Below are 19831 nucleotides of genomic sequence, written 5' to 3' on the forward strand. Positions count from 1 at the left end.
TGGCGATGCGGGTACGTATTTCGTAAGATATCAGTCTAACCCAATACGCCCCGCCCGTAAGTTAAACTCACGCCTTGCAGACTGGAACCTCAACATGAAATCACGCGCTTACACTTCGGCATTTGCCCTGTTCTGTTTTGTCGTCAGCTCTGTTCAATCGGGGCTCGCTGAAGAGAAACAGGAGCCACTGGAATTACCGCGGGTCGAGGCGTCCTACCATCCACCCTATTATTCGACCACTTACGAGCAACCAGAGAATCCCGCTGAAGGACAGCTGCAGATCGGCGTGACGTATACGCTCTGGATTCCCGAGGGACTCAAGCAGGTCCGCGGAATTATCGTTCATCAGCACGGTTGCGGTGAAGGGTCTTGCAAGGGAAGCGTCACCGCTGCTCATGACCTGCACTGGCAGGAACTGGCCCGCCGCAACGGATGTGCTCTTTTGGGGCCGAGCTTCCACCAGGTACAGGCTCAGAACTGCCGACTGTGGTGTGACCCGCGGAACGGGTCCAGCCAGGTCTTCACCGACTCGCTCAAGAAGCTGGCGGAGCTCTCCGGTCATCCGGAAGTTGCGACGGCTCCGTGGTGTCTCTGGGGCCATTCGGGGGGCGGATTCTGGTCGAGCCTGATGCAGATGCAGTACCCCGAACGAATTGTCGCGATCTGGTTCCAGTCTGGTACCGCCTTTGGTTACTGGACGAAAGGTGAGATTGAGGCTCCCACGATTCCCGAGGCAGCGATGCAGATTCCGATGATGGCCAATCCGGGTTTCAAAGAGAAAGGTCACGAACGGTTCCGTCGCGCCTGGGATGGCAGTCTGGCGATGTTCAAAGCCTATCGTGCCAAAGGAGCTCCGATCGGCTTTGCCCCGGATCCTCGTACGGGACACGAAACCGGGGACTCACGCTACCTGGCGATTCCCTTCTTCGACGCCTGTCTCAAGCTGCGCCTCCCGGACCAGGTGGGATCGGCGCTGAAAAAAGTGGATGTTGAGCAGGGCTGGCTGGCACCGCTGAACAGCGAAGAGACGCCGGTTCCCTTTGATCAATATTCCGGAGACAAGGCGACCGCCGTCTGGTTGCCCAATCAAACCGTCGCGCTGGCCTGGCTCGACTTTGTGAAAACCGGTGCTGTCGAAGATCAGACACCCCCGCCTGCACCGACCAACGTCAAAGTCGACTCAAAGACCGGTACCATCACCTGGAACGCGGGTACGGATTTTGAAAGCGGTCTGCAACAATTTCTGGTTCAACGCGATGGAAAGACCATCGGTCAGGTTCCCGAAAAACCGACGAATCGCTTCGGACGCCCGCTGTTTCAGAATATGAGCTACGGTGATACTCCCGTATTGCCGCTGCTGAAGTTTCAGTTCGTGGACAAAACTGCTGAACCAGGGCAGGCGCATCAGTATGAAGTGATTTCCGTCAACACGGCAGGGCTGAAATCCGAGTAAGCTTAGAGATTCTGAGGGCACATACCCCGGAGGCTGATATGAACACATTGAGGCCGCGAGTTACATTTCCGGTTTCAGGCTCCTTTTTTCAGTTGAATTGAATCCTCAAAGATTTGAGACAGTTCAGACTGGTCCTGAAACCGCAGGATACTCTCCAATTCCACCGAGTTTAAATCCGCTGGGGAGCCGGTCATTCCTTCGAGATGATATTCAAATCCATCTGCAGTTTTTCTGTTAAATACAATAGTTACACCGAGTTCCCTCTCATAATCCTGTTTCAGAGCAGGTGAAAGTTCATGTTTCAATACAATCTTCATACGCGTAAGCCTATTGACTTGCGGTAATTCATCGGGCTTTACCTGAATCGTAGACTTCTGTTGCTGTCTGAAAACCTGATTACAGAGTTTGCGTACCTGACGATGCAGTTCTGTCAGGATGTAGAACTGTTGCAGATATTGCCAGGTTTTCTCTTTAACAAATTTCTTGAGACCAGGGTGCTCAATTGAGTTACGGGTCGCATCAGGCAATGAGTCACTTATCAAATTCTTTGCCATCAGAAGATCTTCGTCACGATGAAACCTGTAAGTTAGAATTCGAAGATAATATTGGATGAGAACTTTCAAATTCGATCGGCGGTCGTCCCTCAGTTCTTCAGCGACCAGGCTCTTTAACTTTTCGTAATATTCATTCTGAAAGCAACGTTCATAGAGGAATTGTTCGACAGTAAATCTGTGGTAATTTTCAGTCTGCCCCAAAATCCCCTCTTCAAATTTGAACTTGAAAAGCTGGAGATAAATCAGCGAGAGAATTTTCCGCAACCTGGCATTACCCGGATTCTTTTCCAATTTATTCTCTAACAAGCGACAACTGCTGTGTATTAAGGAAAGTTGCCTCACAGGCTGGTCAAGATATCCATTTAATTCCAGATAGACATCGTAATTCTGTTTCAAATCAGAAATTCCCAACAGTTGATCCCATACAGGATGCAACTTACCAAAGACCGTCGCCATTTCTCCCGCCGTTTCCTGTCGACGGCAGAAGCCCTCCACTTCATATTCATGAAAATGCAATGCGTGTGCTGCCGGAGCATAGAAAACCTGCATCCCATGTGAAGACAGTCGATAAGCCAGTTCAGTGTCTTCAAAATTGACTTTGTAAAACCGCGTATCGAAGTTGATCGGTTCCAGTGACAGCAGTTTGCTGGATACACTGACGTTGCACGTATAGAAGTGGGTGTAGTCGACAAAACTGTTTTCGGACATCTGGTCAAAACAAAACTGTTCGTGCCCGATCTGAGTAATATGAGTCAGAAGATGATTCTGCTTCTGTTCGGGATGCCAGTCGACTCGCCCCAGGATGGCAACATGATCACCGAATTCTTTCCCCAGTCTGACATGTAGATTTAAGAGGTCCGTTCCTGGATAGATGTCATCGCCGAGAAAGAGCAGTCGTCGTCCCCTGGCTGCCTCAATCCCGCTGTTTCTCGCTTTTGCAGGACCTGCATGCGGATTGGCCAGAATCTGCATTGGCAGCCTGTTTTGATACGACTTGAGGATCTTTATGGTTTCATCTTCTGAACCATCATCACAAAAAATCACTTCATAATCGACAGTGGTCGCAGCATCTGCTTTCAGCCAGCAATTCAGTAAGTCCATAAGTCGATCAGCCCTGTTGTAGGTTGGAATAACAACGCTGAGTTCAACAGGATATGACTTATGATCTGGATCTGGCGGAAAGGCACTAAGTCTGTTTTGAGATGATGACACTGAAATCCATTCCATATTTCTAAATCGAAAATGAGTTCGAAAGGCTTATATGGCGGTGGTATGTGAGATGAGATTTAAATGCCCGGGGATGGCAGAGAGGAGTCTGAGAGGTTCCAGGTAAACTTATAGACCAAACATCAAGATACGTAAAGCCCAAGATCCAAAGCCTGCATGCAAAGCAAATGATAACATTTTAAGCCAAATATAAGACAGATTATCACGACCAGCGAAACATTACACATACATAAAAGACAGGTCTGTAGATTTATTACTTATAGTAATTCTAGCCAATACAACTTATTTTCATGGTGTATCTTAGGTAAATGCGGAATACTCGATTCTCTTTAGTGGAGATCAGACAACTGTCGCCAGAGGAAACCGTCTAATGAACAAATACGAACATTCCTGTCTGATGCTTTCAGTAACCTGTTCTTCTTCCCCTGAGTCATCGGTTGTAAAATCTGGAAAGCCTCTCCACTTGCCTCAAAAAATAACTTCAGAAGATCAATCTATCCCCTCCCAGAGACAGAAAAGCTCATTCGGATTTCAGAGAAGCGATCTGCTGGAGATAAGGTTCTCATGATTGCATGATCTTCTTCAGGGGCGCGCACGGGTCAAGGGCAGAAACTCTCCAATGGTTTTGAAACCAGGCTGAAGCTGCGGTCAGATGAGTTGATTGTGCTCCGAATATGCTGTGAAATGATTTGAAAATCAGGGAGACAATTTGAAGATGTGCCTGATGTTCCGGTGAAAAACGGGAAAAATCGACGTCGATTCAGGTGCTGCTGACGAACCGGTTCAACAGATTCCAGTGCACGCATCATCCGCCTCGCGCGCGAAGCACAATTGCACAACAATACGATTCGGAGAGGGGGGTTCAAGATCAGTCTGTTCAGCTGAAAAATGGAGATTTGTACTCAACGACCTGCGTAATCTTCATTCTAAAACCAGAGCAGTAAATACCATGCAATAGAATGACTGAGGAGTACGAGCAAGTTACCTACGCTATGTAATATCAGAGGAATCAGAATCGTTTCACTTTTGAGAAACGCCCAGGCCAGAAACAAACCACCCAGCAGATTTTCAGGGCTGGGATTCCCATAAATAATGTGTAGTAACCCGAATAGAATTCCACTTACAGCGATCGTTTTCCGTTCGCCAATCAGGCTGTTTAACGAGACGCAGACCACAAATCTATAGATGGTTTCTTCCTGAAGAGGCGCCTCAATACACGATCCGGGAAGGAGTAGAAAAAAATGCTGAGGTTCGAAAAAATGAAAGGGGATTTCGTATCCCATTCGATACCAGAGCCCCCATCCCAAACCGATACAGATTGTGATAATAACGCCGATCTTGAGTGACGTTTTCACCCAGATACTCCAACCCTGTATAGGACGTCCCTGCAGTCCCAATGATTTGAGATTTCCTTCATTCAGATAGACCAGCGCAGCAAACGCGACCAGAGCCAATGAGAGACGGTAGCGGTCATAAACGTAATTGCCGTGAATCAACAGCATGTCGAGACCGACGGCAAAGACAGCGATTCCCAGGGACCAGTTCTGTTTGCAATACTGCTGCTCTATCCCTCTTCCGATTGCTGAATGCACGCGATCCTCACTGACTCGAAAGATTCCAAGGACTGCTTATGATAGCTTCTGAGTTATTCCCCCGGATATTTATCCCAGCGATAAGCGACTTTGGAGTTCTGCCAGAAGACTTTATCGAGGGCTGCCTGCCCTTTGTCCTGCAGATAATCGACCAGTATTTTCTGTAGCGTTACATAGTCGGCGGCCCGCTCTGAGACAGGCCAGTTACTGCCGAAGATCATGCGGTCGACACCAATCTGGTTCCAGATGACATCCAGCGTCGGGCGGTAATAGTCCACATCTGCGGGGACATCATTCGGACGATGTCGCGAGGCACCTTCCACCAGGGCAGAGACCTTGATGAAGACCTGCTTCTGATCAGCCAGTGCTTGCATGTAACGCCGCCATTCGGGATCGATTTCGTCGCCTTTGATCACAACGTTGCCGATGTGATCAACAACGATACTCAGGTCGGGAACCTGTTGGGCGACCTTGCGGGCCGCATCCAGGGTGACTGGTCCGCCGTTGAGATCGACCTGCAGGCCCTTGTCGGCCATGAATTTCAGATCGTCGATGAAGCGGGGTTGGGAGAGTCCTGGTTCGACCAGATTATGATTCACTCGGATGCCTTTGTAGATCGGGTTCTTAGCGAACCGTTTCAGTTGCTGACGAAACTGGGGATCGCCGGGAGTCAGACGTCCGACGAAGCCGATAATCACCGGATTGTCTTTCGCCACATCGAGGATCCACTGGTTGTCTTCGACCAGTTTACTGGCCTCCACAACGACGGTCGCATTGACCGGCTGGTACTTCTTCAGCGCCACGAAGTCTTTAGGAAGGACGGTCCGGTAGAGCGATGAATTCTTTGGGGGCCAGGGAACTCCCTCGGGACGGCTGGGATCGTAGAAGTGGGTGTGCGTATCGACAACCTTCTGAGGCAGTAATTCCTGTGTTTTCTCCGCAGCAGCAAAGTTAAGACCAGTCTGAGCTGCGACAAGGCCTGCCGAAGCCGATTTCAGGAAGTGACGACGATTCATGGATTGCATGGGGGTACCTCGAGGCTGGTGAATCTGGATGTCTGTACGCCGTTCTTAACAGCATATCAGAACTTGGACCGCTGGCCAGTCAGAATTCCTGCGGAGGAGCAAATCTCCAAGGCTCACGTTTGAACAACGAGCCCGGCTTGACTTATCTATTTTCACAGACAGTCGCTCTGAAGGGCCGAATCAGGAAACGCACTTCCCATAGAGGGCTCTTTTTGCTAACTTTCACGCACTGTCTATCTTACTATGCATCTTATGGGAGCCTGTTGCCAGGGTTGGCAACGTGCAAATTCAACGGACTTGAGATTGTGATGCCCCAGCCGGAAAACCGTAATTCGAAATGGAATCAGCGTGAGGAACTCACGTCTGAAGCGGAAACGGAAGCGGTCGAGAGTGGGGAATACAGTGATCTCGCCGATGAGCCTGCTCAGGAAGCGGACTGGTATTCGCATGAAATCGACGACGATGCCGACGAATACGACCTCTCCTTGAAGTTCGAAGACTTTGCTCCGCTCTGGCTGCAGAAAGCCAAATCATTATACGACAGCAACCCGGAATGGTCGGTGGCCTCAGCACTAGGTGTCCTGGCGTTGACTCTGACCACCCTGCTCTTTCTATCGATGCCCGCACCTTCGAAAGAACCTGTGGCAGCAGTTCCTGAAGCGGAGATCCCCTTTATTCTGGAACCGACGGTCACTTACCAGGACTTTGACTCGGAGCCCATTGACACACGCCTCGAAGTCGAACCGGATGCTGCTTTGCCGGTGGAGTTGATGGAGAGTGAACCGCTGCTGGTCTCTTTTGGAGAATTGCCAAACACTCTGGTAGAACACGCAGCCCCCCGGGAAAGAATGCCGGAATTTACGCTGCCCGATTTCAACATCCCTCCCGAGCCTCCAGCGGCTGCGCCTGAACTGGCGATGAATGTTCAACGAATTCAGATCATCGAACGCGAGATGCTCGATCCTGCGATTGACGAACCATTTCTGGTAGAAGCGAACCCAACGGCGATAGCGAATCCACAACAACTGGAGCCAGGCGACCGGCTGCTGTTTGATCGAAGCTGGCAGCGCATCGATCTCGTCCGGGCGGATCAACAGTCCGAGCCCGCCATTCGTCCCACCTTGTACCACGAACGTTTTCCGGGAGGAGAACATGTGCAGGTCGGACGCGAGCAACCACAGGAACGGAGCCGACTGGATCACCTCACACGCGTGACTGCACCGCGACAACAGGAAGAGCTCCAAATTGAAATCCGTAAGCAGGCTCCTCAGGAAGGGTCTTCTCAAAAACTGTTGACTTATTCCATTCTGGTTAAGAATGGAGGCAGCTCACCCGTTTATGATGTGCAGGTAGAAGAGACGATTTCTCCAACTGCGAGCCTGGTAGATCTTTCACCGTCGGCTGAAGTCAATCAGAATCTGGTCACCTGGAAAATGCCACAACTGGATGCCGGCGAAGAACGGGAACTGCAGGTTAAAGTCTTTCCGAATCAGGAAGGTCAGGTACAGACCAGTTCTGCGATCCGCCTGGCCTCAAATGTGACTTCGGCCACGGAAATTACCGCCCCCGAACTGGCCCTACAGGTTAATGGTCCCGAAGCGGTCACCGCGGGTGAAGTATTCGCGATGGATTTTCTGATTACGAATCAGGGACAGCAGTCTCAGGCGGATGTGAGTCTGAATCTGGATCTTCCCGAAGGTCTCACACACGACCAGGGGCGTCAGTTGACCTTCAAAATTGATCAGCTCGCAGGAAATGAATCACGCCGGTTGCGTGCCCGAGTGAAAGCAGTCAAGACCGGGCAGGTCACTTCGCAGGCCGTACTTGTTCTGCAGGGCCGCTCGCTGGACGAAGCCGCTTTGCAGCAGGAAGTCAGTGCTCCTGCTCCTCAACCAGAGGCCAAACCTGCAACACCACAGCAACCGGCTGCTCCCGCGAAGCCAGCTACTCCCACGCCAGCACAGCCGGCTCCTGTAACGGCTCCCAACTGCCCCTGTCAGCCGCCTGTCTATTATCTGCCTGTTCCCTGGATGATCCCCTGAACAACGCAGAGTTGAATGGCTCTCCCGACTTCGGTTACTATCAACGCTGAACTCAGCATCGGAATGTAACCCTGGAATCAGTGGAGAACTCACCATGTCTGCCTGCCTCGCTGTAATGTCGCCACGCCTGTTTCTACTTGGCCTGCTCGTATTTCTGGTGAATGATCACCAAAGCACTTCCGCATACGGACAGCAGCTGGATCATAAACAGGGAGAGATGGCAGGAGAGGTCGATTCCGGTTCCGTTATTCTGCAGTCTCGACTGACGGCTCCTGAACTGGACGAAACGGGCGATGTTCCCGGCAGAGCGGGTGTGGGGCGATTTGAAATCTCGACGGACAAGAGTTTTTCCATTTCGCGTTATACGGACTGGCTGACGGCCAAACCCGAATCTGACTTTATCCTGAAAACAAAAGTGACAGGCCTCCAACCGGGAACCCGCTATTTTTATCGCCTGCAGTTTGGTGCAACAGAGAACAACACCGAAACGGGCCCCGTCAACACATTCCAGACACTCCCCGCCCCGGAAACATTGGCCGAGATGTCTTTTGTGGTCGTGACGGGAATGAATTATCGCGCCTTCTATAAAGGGCTTGCCGGGCGTCCCGCTTACAAAGGAAAAGATCGCGACCTGGGATTTCCGGCACTGGCCAGCATCCTCAAGCTCAGGCCAGACTTTTTCGTGGGCACCGGGGATAACGTCTACTACGATCACCCTTACGACAATCCCGCCAGGACACCTGCCGAGCTGAGAAAGAAATGGCACGAACAGTTTGTGCAACCACGCTATGTCGATCTGTTCGCAAACGTCCCGACCTATTGGGAAAAGGACGACCACGATTTTCGGTACAACGACTGTGACTTATCAAAGAAGAAGCGTGAGCCGGGAGTCGAACTCGGACTGGAGACCTTTCGCGAACAGGTGCCAGTCGTGGATCCGGATGAGAGTGATCCGATCACTTACCGTAACTATCGTATGGGCAAGCTGCTGCAGGTCTGGTTCACTGAAAATCGAGACTATCGCAGCAACAACCGCGACAAAGATGGTCCGGAGAAAACGATCTGGGGGAAGAAACAGCGTGCCTGGCTGCAGGAGACTTTGCAGAATTCAGACGCGACGTTCAAGGTGCTGATTTCTCCTACGCCAATGATCGGCCCCGATGGGAAAGGAAAAATTGATAACCACACCAACATCAATGGATTCCGCCATGAACGCGATTCGTTCTTTCAGTGGATTAAAGATCAGAAGCTGGACGAGAACGGATTTTACATCGTGTGCGGCGACCGTCACTGGCAGTATCATTCGATTCATCCGACAGGTGTGGAAGAATTTTCCACCGGTGCACTGGTTGATGCCAACTCGCGACTGGGAGTCGCCCCGGGAAACAAAAAGGGGACCGACCCGGAAGGCCTGGTCAAGCAGCCATACACTTCGAATCCGGCTTCGGGTGGTTTTCTGTATGTCAAAGTGACACCGAAGAAGGAAGATTCAAAAGCCCTGCTCCAGTTTCTGTTTTATGACGAGCAGGGTAAGCTGTTGCACCAGGTCGATAAAACGCAGCCTCTGAAACCCTGACAAAGAGTATTGAAGTTGCCTTGCATCCGGTGATTCACCAAAGCTAGCATAAATAAAGTCCGTTTCCGGTATGACACTTTACTAATTGAGTCGCACATATGAACCATGCTCTACGCCTCGCAAGTTTTCTGATTCTGACCGTCAGTCTCGTGGTCTGTCACCTCGAAACGGTTTCTGCAAATAACGCTTCACCCGGCACGATCAGCATCAGAGCCGGGAAGACTCCGCTGCAAAATCAACCGGTGAGCGTGGACCTGTCTGATTCCCAAGCGATGACTCAGCCTCTGCATCTGATCGATCCCGCTTCGCAGGAAAAGATTCCGGTTCAGATCGAAACCCGGGACGGGCAGCCGAGCCGACTCTGGTTGATTTATCCCGGCACACTGGCAGCCGGTGAGACAAAAACGCTGGATCTGAAAACGGGAGCGGTACCTGCGGCCCGCGAAGTGACGATCAAAGATACCGGCAAGGCCTACCAGATCATGATTGGTCAGCATGAGGTTCTGGCCTACAACTACAAGCATGTTCCCGCGCCGAAAGACCTGCATCCGCTGTATGGCCGCAGTGCTCATATTCATCCGATCGTGACCCCAGGTGGCAAAGTCGTCTCGGATGAATTCCCTCCCGACCACGCTCACCAGAGCGGACAGTTTCTGGCGTATACCAAATGTATTTTTGAGGGACGCCCTACCAATTTCTGGGAGATCAAGAGTAACAAGGGCCGCGTACGGTTTCATAAACTGCTGTCAAAACAGTCAGGTCCGGTGTTCGGTGAATTACAGGTCGAACAGGAATTTGTCGACCTGACAGGAACTGCTGAAAAAGTCGCTTTGAAAGAGATCTGGACCATTCGTGTCTGGAATCAGCTGGAAGCGGATCCGGAATACTGGATGTACGACATCACTTCCAATGCGCGCTGTGCGTCTGACAGCCCGCTGTACCTACCTGAATACCATTACGGCGGCATGGCGATCCGCGGTGGTCGGGGCTGGACAAAAGAAAACTGCCGCTTCCTGACATCGAATGGAAAAACTCGCGAAAACGGCAATCACGACCGCTCCCGCTGGTGTGATATTTCCGGACGGCAAACAGCCGATGAATCTTTCAGTGGCTTTACGATTTTAAGTCACCCGCAGAACTTTCGTTTCCCGGAGCCGGTTCGCATTCATCCCTCTATGCCTTACATGGTTTTTACCCCCAGTGTGCTCGGCGACTGGAAAATAGAACCCGGGACGCCTAATATCAGTCGCTACCGATTTCTGGTTCACAATGGTCAGGCGCTCTCAAACACTGACCAACTCTGGAACAGCTATGCCCACCCACCCCAAGTCACATTGAAACTGGCTGCTCCCACCGAAACTGAAAAATGAAAGTAACACAATGATCTGGGACCTGCACTGCCACCTCTCCGGGGTGGATGGAAAAACGGTCGATGAACGCATCGCCCAGTTAATGGTCTATGCTGACCGGATGGGCGTAGAACGCCTGATCTTTTTTATGGGCTGGCCCTTTCTGATCGATCCGACGCCCCAACAATTCCGCGAGCAGAACGACCAGGTCATGCAGGCCATCAGCCACTGGCACGATCGGGCGTTCGGCTTCGTCTATCTGAACGCCAAGTATGTGGATGAAAGTCTGGAAGAACTGGACCGTTGCGTGAAAAATGGTCCCATGATCGGTGTTAAGTTGTGGGTCGCTGCCCGCTGTAATGATCCGGCCATCGATCCGATTATCAAACGCGCCGGGGAACTCAAAGCCCTGATCTATCAGCACACCTGGTTTAAAACCGGTGGGAACCTGACAGGCGAATCGACGCCCAGCGACCTGGCCCTGATGGCAGCCCGACATCCCGAGATCCCCATCATCGCCGGACACACAGGAGGCGACTGGGAACTGGGTCTGCGGGCGATTCAAAACAGCCCGAATCTCTACGCGGGGATTGGTGGCTCCGATCCGACAGCCGGCATGACGGAGATGGCTGTCCGCACACTGGGAGCGGAACGAGTGCTGTATGGCAGCGATATCGGCGGCCGCAGTTTTTCATCTCAACTGGCAAAGGTTCAGGGAGCCGATATTCCCGAGGTGTCTAAACGACTGATTCTGGGTGGTAACCTCAAGCGACTGTTGACCCCCATTTTGAATGAAAAGGGGATCAAAGTATGATTTATGACGTCAACGTTTATCTCTCACAGTGGCCGTTCCGCCGTCTGCCCAATGATGACACTGCTTCCCTGGTCAGAAAGCTCAAACAGAATCAGATTCAAAAGGCCCTGGCCGGCAGTTTCGATGGGCTGCTGCACAAAGATCTGATGTCGGTGAATCAAAGGCTGGTTACAGAGTGTCAAACCAAAGGGGAAGGCATCCTGGTTCCCGTCGGCAGCATTAATCCGCGTCTCCCAGGCTGGGAAGCGGATGTCATCGCCTGTCACGAAAAGTGGAAGATGCCCGGCATCCGGCTGCATCCGAATTATCACGAATACGAACTCAGTGATCCTGCCGCGAAGAAACTGTTTGCCCTGGCTGCCGAGCGTGGACTGTTCATCCAGATTGCCATGCGGATGGAAGACGAACGCACACAGCATCCGCTGGTGCGCGTGCCCGATGTGAATTTTGAAGCATTGCCGGGCCTGATGAAACAGCATGAACAGCTGCAGGTCACCGTTTTGAATGGCATGAAATCACTGCGAGGTGCGAATCTGACACGCTTGACGGAAAACCCGAATCTGACGATCGAGATCGCGATGCTGGAAGAAGTAGGCGGAATCGAGAAGCTGATGAAACAGGTTCCGTATCAGCAGATCCTGTTTGGTTCTTACTATCCGTTTTTCTATCTGGAATCGAGCCTGAATAAACTTAGAGAATCACAACTGGGTCAGGAAATCGAAACCAAAATCACCTGGGAGAATGCACAGAACCGGTTCGTGAAGAGGCAATCGTAATGGCTGTGCTTACTCGGTCCATTCCAGGTAGGGATCGAGGCCCATTTTATGAAACATCTCGATACGGAATTTTTCCTGCTTGAGCATGTCACGCCGCTGTTTGCGATGGAGTTTCTCGAGGAAGTCCTGCGTCTTCTTGAAAAACGAAATCCAGCCGGGTGACAGTTCGCCGCGTTCATCGGCTTTCGCAGAGCGGATGATCTGATTCAGCTGGTTCAATTCCAGACAGCGGAGCAGTTCATCCTCGAGAGAGAGGAAAAACTGATAGTGCCCAGGGTCACCCTGACGAGCCGAACGACCGATTAGCTGACGGTCAATACGGGCTGAGGTATGCATTTCCGTAGCGATCACATGCAGACCGCCATTTTCGCGAACGATGTCTTTGAGCAGGATGTCGGTTCCCCGCCCCGCCATGTTCGTGGCGATCGTCACGCGGGCAGGTTCGCCCGCTTTTTTGACGATCTCAGCTTCCTGTTCGTGATACTTGGCATTCAGAATCTGATGCGGAATCGCCTTCATCGCCAGCAGATCTCCCAGCTCTTCTGAAGCTTCCACCGAAGGGGTACCGACCAGAATGGGACAGCGTTTCTGCCGAACACGTTCGATTTCTTCGACCACCGCCATCCGCTTGGCCTGCAGTGTTTTGAAGACCCGGGGAGGACTTCCTTTCCGCAGACAGGGGCGATGGGTGGGGATCGATGTCACTGAGACTTTGTAGGTTTTTCGAATCTCCCGTTCTGCCAGCGCCGCGGTTCCGGTCATCCCAGCCAGGTGGGCGTAGTTCTGGAAGAAGCTCTGCACAGTAATGCGCGCTGCCTGACCTGTGGCTGCGGTAATGGGAACATGTTCCTGGGCTTCTATGGACTGGTGCAACCCGTCCTGCCATTTTCGGCCTTCCATCATACGGCCCGTAGATTCATCGACGATGACCACTTCATCATTCACGACGACGTAATCGCGATCTTTCAGAAAGCCGAAGCGGGCGATCAGCGACTGTTCAACCTGTTTGTAAATGCGTTCTGTATCGATTGAATCCAGCAGTGAAGGCTTGGGCATCAGCAACACTTTACGACACCCCTGATCGGTCAGATAAGCAGACCGCTTTTTGGGCTCATAAACGTAATCGACCTCAGATTCCAGTTGATGCGTGGCCCGGTTGCTCCAACGGAAGAGGTTTACGGAAGCCGCATCGTTGGGCTGAATCAGACCGATAATCAGCGGTGTCCGGGCTTCATCGATCAGCACACTATCTGCTTCGTCGATCAAAGCGAAGTAATTTCCCCGCTGAACCAGTGGTTCCTTGCCCGATGATTTGTGATTGGAAATGGCCTGCTCTAACTGCCCCGGGGCACTGGCTCCAATGCGAATACGATCCCGGAGAAAGTCAAAGCCCATTTCATTGGCGGTGCCATAGGTGATATCGAGACCGTAGGCAATGCGTCGATCTTCGTCTTCCATATCGGAGGTGATACAACCGACGGATAATCCGAGTTTGTTGAATACGGGACCCATCAGCTCTGAGTCACGTTTCGCCAGGTAATCGTTGACGGTCACCACATGACAGCCTTTGCCCATTAGAGCTCGCAAATAAGCGGGGAGCACAGCTGTCAGCGTTTTCCCTTCACCGGTCTGCATCTCGGCGATGCCCCCTTCGAAGAGCGCAATCCCCCCCATTAACTGCACCGGGAAATGGGCCATTTTCAGAGTACGCCAGGCCGATTCCCGTACCAGAGCGTATGCCTCGGGCAGGATTTTCTTGAGAGGCTCACCCGATTTGGCGCGCCAGCGCAATTCCAGAGAATATCGCTCGAGTTCATCATCAGTGACTGTCTTCAACGCCTCCCCACGCTTAATAATCTGATTAGCCTGGGCGCGCCAGCGGGAAAGCCGGGATTTAGCAGGGCGAAATCCGGTTTTCATCCAATGATAGCTGTGCGAAGAGATGCTCAAGTTGCCTCCCGGAATGTTTGAAACACAAATCTGAGTATCAGTCAGCCGCCTGTTGATCTCTGAAACACATGTAAAGGCGAAGGTTACTCAACTGAAAGACGCTTCTGGACGTGAAAGATAACGCTGAATGTCAAAGGAAAAACTCAGAGAGCCTGAGGGCCTGCCTCGTGATCCCTATTCTCAACAGAGGGATGTAAATCTATAAGGAATAGACACTTACCCTCTCTAATATCCAGTGATTCTGTCCACTTTAAGCATCATTTTATCCAATGAACGGATCTACAACCAAACAAAAAAGTGAAAAACCCAACTCGGTCTTTAAAATGGTTTCACCACGATAAGTTGTTACGGTCCGTTGACTTAAATCAACATTTCGCTTCATGTTCAGCAGGTAAATGTTAGATCGAAGTCAACCAATCGTCATATTCGATGCAGATTGTTTTTTGACTACGTCATATAGAAACAGAACACCCATTCGGTACAATTACCCTAAAGAATGAAAACATTCCAATTTACCTGTTTTTTTAGGTAGCACCCCTGCTTTAAAATCATGACCTGAACATACAGGTTTTGATCCCCTGCAGATGCCATCCGACAGAGGACTGAATTCTTAAGACACTCCTGACTGACTCGTACACTAAAGATACCGAATACATGATCTCAAAATTGATTGATAATCTGTGGAGACCCCGCCGACACCAGCACCATCGTCGGCTCAAAAAAACAACGGCTCCACTGGCAGCAACTGAGAAGCTGGAAGACCGGACCCTACTCAGTGGTCAGGACCTGATCGCGTTTGGACAGGCTTTAGCAGCAGCGAATGTCTCTCTGTATGGTGCAGTCTGGGATGCCGACACGACAGCACAAAAAGCGTTACTGGGTGATGGCGCGACTTATATTAATTTCGTCGACATTACAGACAACGAACGCAATCTCAATGGCAGTGCCGCCGATGTGGGTATCAGCGATGTACAGAATCTGCGGCCCATCTGGAGGCTGAACAACGGAACGTTAATCGAAGGCAGCTCTATCAACAGTCTACAGGATCTGGCAACGGCAACCGGAATCGCAATCACGAATTCGGAAGGTCCTTATCTCAAAGACATTCCCACTCAAAATCTGTTCGCCAATACCGGTCTGCATGTCGCCCTGGATGGATTTGATCCCGACGGCGGACCATTGACTTACACGATAGAGAGCAGCAATCCGAATGTCTCCGCACGCTTACTGACTGGAAATCGCAGTTTGCGGATCAACGTCGCAGGCTACGGGGAGATGATTTTTGAACTGTTCGAGGGGAGAGCTTCCCGCGCTACCGACCGGATCATTCAGCTCGCCCAGGAAGGTTTCTACGATGGTGTCAGTTTCCACCGGATCATCAATGATGCCATCATTCAGGGGGGAGATCCCACTGGAACCGGCGCTGGTGGTTCTACCTATGGTTCATTCGACGATCAGTTTCATCCCGAGTTACAGCACGTGCAATCTGGCCTGCTCTCGATGGCCAAAGCACAGGACGACACCAATAACTCCCAGTTCTTCATCACGGATCGCCCGCTCCGCAGACTCGACTATCAACATACAATTTTCGGTTTCCTGACCGAAGGCGACGATGTTCGCAATGCCATCAACGATGTGAAAGTGGTCAACACGGACGATCCGTTTTTTGATATCACTATGGACAGCGTGGAAGTCTTTTCTGACTTTGAAAACGCCACGCTCTTCTTAAATGCTGCCGAAGGATATAGCGGTTCCTCCACGATCACGGTGACCGTCACCGATCAGGATGGAAATCAGCAGCAGCGACAGTTCCAGGTCAATGTGACACCGGATACAATTGACCTTCCCTACGAGGACCCGGTCACCGACAACATTATTTTTGATTCTTCAGATGCCAATCCTTACCTGGCAGACATTCCCACTCTACAAGTCAGGGCCGGAGAATCTATTCAGTACCAGTTGCAGGCCATTGACGTCGACGCGTTGGCTCCCAATAACGGGGTCCCAGTCTATATGAATCAGGATCTCCTTTCTGATTATGGTCTGTACATTCCGGTAACGGCCCCTGCGGGACTCATTAATACCATAGACCTGAACAACCAGGGAATCCTGACGATCAGTCCCAACGCCGGACTGGCACCAGGCATCTACCAGTTAACCGTGGCAGTCGGATTCCAGACCAGTGCGATTGACTACCAGGTCGTGACAGTCGTAGTGACCGAGCCGCCTGTTGCCAACAACGATTTTGTCGCTCTGCAAGGAGATACTCCCGCGTCGTTCGATATCTTCGCGAACGATACAGACAGTGATGGCAGCATCGATGAACAATCAGCGGAAATCATCTCTCAGCCCACGCATGGTACTGTTACGCTGGTGCAGGTTGGCGAAGATGATTACGAAATTCAGTACACGGCTGACGGCTCTGGTTACATGGGGCTCGACTCCTTTACCTATCGAGTCGCTGACAACCTGGGCGCCTACTCGAATGTCGCTACCGTACAGTTTTCAATTGCCCCCGAAGGAGTGATTCTGGTCACCAATCTGACCGATACTTCTCCGAATAACCGGGTGACTTTACGCAGAGCGATTCAGGCAGCCAATTCAGACACGAGCATCGGCGCCGCCCCCGCGGGGAATGGCGCAGACATCATCATGTTCGACCCTGCTCTGTTCAATGGCACTGCGAAAACACTGATTATTTCTCAAGACCTAGAGATCACAGACTCTCTCACCATTATCGCTCCGACTTCTGCAGAAGGGGCTCCGCTACTCACGATCGACGCATATCAGAATGATCGGCACTTCCTGATCGACGACGGACAGGTAAGTGATCTGACAGTAAGACTGGAAAACCTCAAACTGACCAAGGGGAATCTCGGCGATAATGGAGCGTCGATCTTTAACGCCGAAAACCTGGTGATCACCAACAGCGAAATTACGAACAACCAGAGTACCTCCGGACTGGGCGGTGCCATCTACAATACGGGACATCTGGAAGTCTACGACACCCTGTTCCAGTCCAACAGCTCCCTCTACTCTTCTGGAGGGGCGATCGTCAGTCAGTCTGGTACTGTAATTTTGAATGGAAGTACGGTGAACCAGAATACCGCAGAGGGATTTGGAGGCGGTATCTATGCCATCAATTCCGATGTCACGCTGAATAACAGCACGCTATCGACGAATGTCAGCGCTAGCGGTGGGGGAGGCGGCCTCTATCAGAACGGTGGTACTCTGACGATCAACGGCTCGCTCATCACCGACAATACCACTGGAGCTGCTACCGATGGTGCGGGGCTCTATCTCTTCGATCTCACAACCACAATTACCGATTCCACCTTTTACCTGAACCGCAGCTCTGGTTCCGGGGCCGCCATCAGACAGTCAAATGGATCGCTGACCGTTCGCAACAGCACCTTTTATGACAACTCGGCACTGTTTGGGGACGGGGGAGCAATCTCATCAGGAGCCCTGACGACATTGCTGGTCAACACCACCCTGTCCGGGAATTCAGCCAGCAGCAGTGGTGGGGGCATCTACTTCTCCAATCCGGTTGATTTTGACAGTGCCATTATCAGCAACAGCACCATCGCGAATAATACGGCAAACCAGGATGGAGGCGGCCTCTATTCCTCGTTCGATGTGATTACGCTGAACAACACAATCGTTGCCGATAACTCTGCTTCCAGTTCAGGCGATGACATCAGTGGTTACGTGAACGGGTCTTACAGCCTGGTGGAATCAACGTCCGGATTTACCAATCAGGGATCGAATTTTATCACTGGCCAGGACCCGGAACTGCTTCCCCTCGCCGATAACGGTGGTTCCACTCTGACTCATGCGTTGACGACAACCAGTGTCGCCATCGATGCTGGTAATCCCGCTTTTGATCCCAGTGCGTTTACTCCCGAACTGACTCTGGACCAGCGTGGTTCTGCCCGTGTTGCCGACGGTAATAACGATACCATCAGCCGCGTTGATATCGGAGCCTATGAGGCAGAATCAGTTCTCGCATCTGCAGACATGACCGTGAAATGGAAAGCCACCAGTACTGGTAGCGAAGGGCAAGTCGGCTCCCTGCCAGCCAACGTGGATTTCCTGGACGAGTTCAGTCCGGTCACCGTCGAGATCTGGGTCAGCATTACCAATTCTACTCAAAATGGCGTTGCATCAGCTGCCGTAGACTTCAGCTTTGATGCAACTTATCTGACTGTAGAATCCATCATATACGGCGCCGGATTTACTCAAAACCAGACCGGGGCCATCGACAACGAAAACGGGACCATCACCGGCCTGGGGGCTTCCAGCGAATTGTCTGCTTTCGGAGCAGAAACGCTTGTACTGATGGCGCGTGTGAACCTGTCAGTCAAGCCGATCGACCTCAACGCTGACGGGCAGTACATGCAGCCTGTGGGCAACGTGGACTTTGAGATTTCGAACAGTGTCATTAACTCTGCAGTCGGAGCCGCAATGGTGACGGAAGGTGCAGCGGTGAATCTGACTCTGGTCCCAGCGCTCTACGACCTGAATGACAGTGGCAAGATTGATTTTGGAGACCTGCTTCTATTCGTTTCTGTCTATAACAAAACCACCGGTGCTCCAGGAGCAGACGCCACCTGGGCCTCCGACTTTGACCGTTCCGGTAAAGTCGATTTCAAAGACCTCACCCTGCTGGCTGCCAATTACAATAAGGTAAAAGGGGGCAGCAGTTCCTTTGTCTATCCGACCAACTTCAGTGAAGTCTGGCAGCAAAACAACCTCGTCACCGCAATCGTCAATTCAGAAGACGACAACACGCAATCATTGACCAGTGAAGAGGCAGCGCCGGTCCTCGAAGCGGCGAAACAACAGGTCGCCGCCAGTTCTGATGAGATTACCATTGAGCAGCTCAGTGACGTCAAACTGGAAATAGTCGAACTGCCTGGAAACCAGCTGGCCAAAGCTGACTCTTCCACTAATACAATCTATCTGGATGTTAACGCCGCAGGCTGGGGCTGGTTCGTCGACAGCACGCCCTTCTCGAATAGCGAGTTCGATGCCACCGAAGACCCCAGAATCTTCTCAGCAGGCCTCCTGAGTGCAGCCAGTGGTCAGATCGACCTCCTGACCGTTCTGTTGCATGAACTCAGTCACCTGCTGGGACATGAACACAACTCGGATAGCCATCTCATGGAACCAGTTCTGGAAACAGGCGAGCGCAGACTGCTGGATTACGGGGACTCAGAAGCCACCGATGAGTTTTTCGGCAGTTATCTGGATCCGGAATTCGGGGGGATTAACTAATGTTCCCTTCCGTGATTCGTGGAACCTGTTTTTTTAAGAGGAATCTACCTTGTTAACGGTGAGAAATCGAAAGTTCAGACGTCCAGAAGATAATGGTTCTGCGCCGTACGTTCGTCAAAACCTGAATCAACGGCTGCTTTTCGGTCGATCTTTTTTATCTTTTACTTGACATACGTAGTTTTGCTGCTGCACA

11 protein-coding genes are annotated in these 19831 nt (G+C 51.5%); 7 read left to right on the forward strand and 4 right to left on the reverse strand.

What is annotated here, in order from left to right:
* Nucleotides 1–94: 94 nt before the first annotated feature.
* A complete protein-coding gene (locus RID21_RS25820) occupies nt 95–1453 on the forward strand; it encodes an alpha/beta hydrolase family protein (protein ID WP_350193963.1) in 1359 nt (452 codons plus the stop codon).
* Between the two features lie 74 nt (nt 1454–1527).
* Here RID21_RS25820 and RID21_RS25825 read toward each other — a convergent pair whose 3' ends face one another.
* From RID21_RS25825 to RID21_RS25835, 3 genes are all read right to left on the reverse strand, one after another.
* Nucleotides 1528–3234 (reverse strand): glycosyltransferase family 2 protein, encoded by a 1707-nt coding sequence (locus RID21_RS25825; protein WP_350193965.1) that lies wholly within the window; start codon nt 3232–3234, stop codon nt 1528–1530.
* A gap of 926 nt (nt 3235–4160) precedes the next feature.
* Nucleotides 4161–4826 carry a CPBP family intramembrane glutamic endopeptidase gene (locus RID21_RS25830; protein WP_350193967.1) on the reverse strand — a complete coding sequence of 222 codons (666 nt, stop codon included), beginning with the start codon at nt 4824–4826 and terminating at the stop codon, nt 4161–4163.
* Between the two features lie 53 nt (nt 4827–4879).
* Nucleotides 4880–5851, reverse strand: coding sequence for an amidohydrolase family protein (locus RID21_RS25835; RefSeq protein WP_350193969.1), 972 nt, complete (start codon nt 5849–5851; stop codon nt 4880–4882).
* 308 nt (nt 5852–6159) lie between these two features.
* On the opposite strand from RID21_RS25835, the gene RID21_RS25840 reads away from it, so the two are divergent.
* The 5 genes from RID21_RS25840 to RID21_RS25860 all read left to right on the forward strand — a co-directional run bounded on the left by RID21_RS25840 (nt 6160) and on the right by RID21_RS25860 (nt 12408).
* The gene (locus RID21_RS25840; RefSeq protein ID WP_350193971.1) at nt 6160–7893 is read left to right on the forward strand and encodes a hypothetical protein; all 1734 of its coding nucleotides are present in this window, start codon (nt 6160–6162) and stop codon (nt 7891–7893) included.
* Nucleotides 7894–7987: 94 nt separating this feature from the next.
* Entirely contained in the window at nt 7988–9469 is a 1482-nt protein-coding gene (locus RID21_RS25845) for an alkaline phosphatase D family protein (protein WP_350193973.1), read from the forward strand.
* A gap of 98 nt (nt 9470–9567) precedes the next feature.
* Entirely contained in the window at nt 9568–10839 is a 1272-nt protein-coding gene (locus RID21_RS25850) for a DUF6807 domain-containing protein (protein WP_350193975.1), read from the forward strand.
* Nucleotides 10840–10849: 10 nt separating this feature from the next.
* A complete protein-coding gene (locus tag RID21_RS25855; RefSeq protein WP_350193979.1) occupies nt 10850–11632 on the forward strand; it encodes an amidohydrolase family protein in 783 nt (260 codons plus the stop codon).
* On the forward strand, nt 11629–12408 hold the full coding sequence (locus RID21_RS25860; RefSeq protein WP_350193981.1) for an amidohydrolase family protein: 780 nt from the start codon (nt 11629–11631) through the stop codon (nt 12406–12408). Before RID21_RS25855 ends, RID21_RS25860 begins: the two co-directional genes overlap by 4 nt.
* Nucleotides 12409–12417: 9 nt before the next feature.
* Here the strand turns inward: RID21_RS25860 and RID21_RS25865 are convergent, their stop codons facing one another.
* Entirely contained in the window at nt 12418–14358 is a 1941-nt protein-coding gene (locus tag RID21_RS25865) for a preprotein translocase subunit SecA (RefSeq protein ID WP_350193983.1), read from the reverse strand.
* Nucleotides 14359–15012: 654 nt separating this feature from the next.
* Between RID21_RS25865 and RID21_RS25870 the strand changes: the two genes are divergently transcribed.
* Nucleotides 15013–19638, forward strand: coding sequence for a peptidylprolyl isomerase (locus tag RID21_RS25870; protein WP_350193985.1), 4626 nt, complete (start codon nt 15013–15015; stop codon nt 19636–19638).
* The last annotated feature ends 193 nt before the right edge of the window (nt 19639–19831 follow it).

The organism is Gimesia sp. (assembly GCF_040219335.1).
Lineage (GTDB): Bacteria > Planctomycetota > Planctomycetia > Planctomycetales > Planctomycetaceae > Gimesia.

Excerpts from the sequence above, each read along its gene's own strand:
- RID21_RS25820 (WP_350193963.1), top strand. The coding sequence starts at position 95 with ATGAAATCACGCGCTTACACTTCGGCATTTGCCCTGTTCTGTTTTGTC.
- RID21_RS25825 (WP_350193965.1), bottom strand. The coding sequence starts at position 3,234 with ATGGAATGGATTTCAGTGTCATCATCTCAAAACAGACTTAGTGCCTTT.
- RID21_RS25835 (WP_350193969.1), bottom strand. The coding sequence starts at position 5,851 with ATGCAATCCATGAATCGTCGTCACTTCCTGAAATCGGCTTCGGCAGGC.
- RID21_RS25840 (WP_350193971.1), top strand. The coding sequence starts at position 6,160 with ATGCCCCAGCCGGAAAACCGTAATTCGAAATGGAATCAGCGTGAGGAA.
- RID21_RS25845 (WP_350193973.1), top strand. The coding sequence starts at position 7,988 with ATGTCTGCCTGCCTCGCTGTAATGTCGCCACGCCTGTTTCTACTTGGC.
- RID21_RS25850 (WP_350193975.1), top strand. The coding sequence starts at position 9,568 with ATGAACCATGCTCTACGCCTCGCAAGTTTTCTGATTCTGACCGTCAGT.
- RID21_RS25855 (WP_350193979.1), top strand. The coding sequence starts at position 10,850 with ATGATCTGGGACCTGCACTGCCACCTCTCCGGGGTGGATGGAAAAACG.
- RID21_RS25860 (WP_350193981.1), top strand. The coding sequence starts at position 11,629 with ATGATTTATGACGTCAACGTTTATCTCTCACAGTGGCCGTTCCGCCGT.
- RID21_RS25870 (WP_350193985.1), top strand. The coding sequence starts at position 15,013 with ATGATCTCAAAATTGATTGATAATCTGTGGAGACCCCGCCGACACCAG.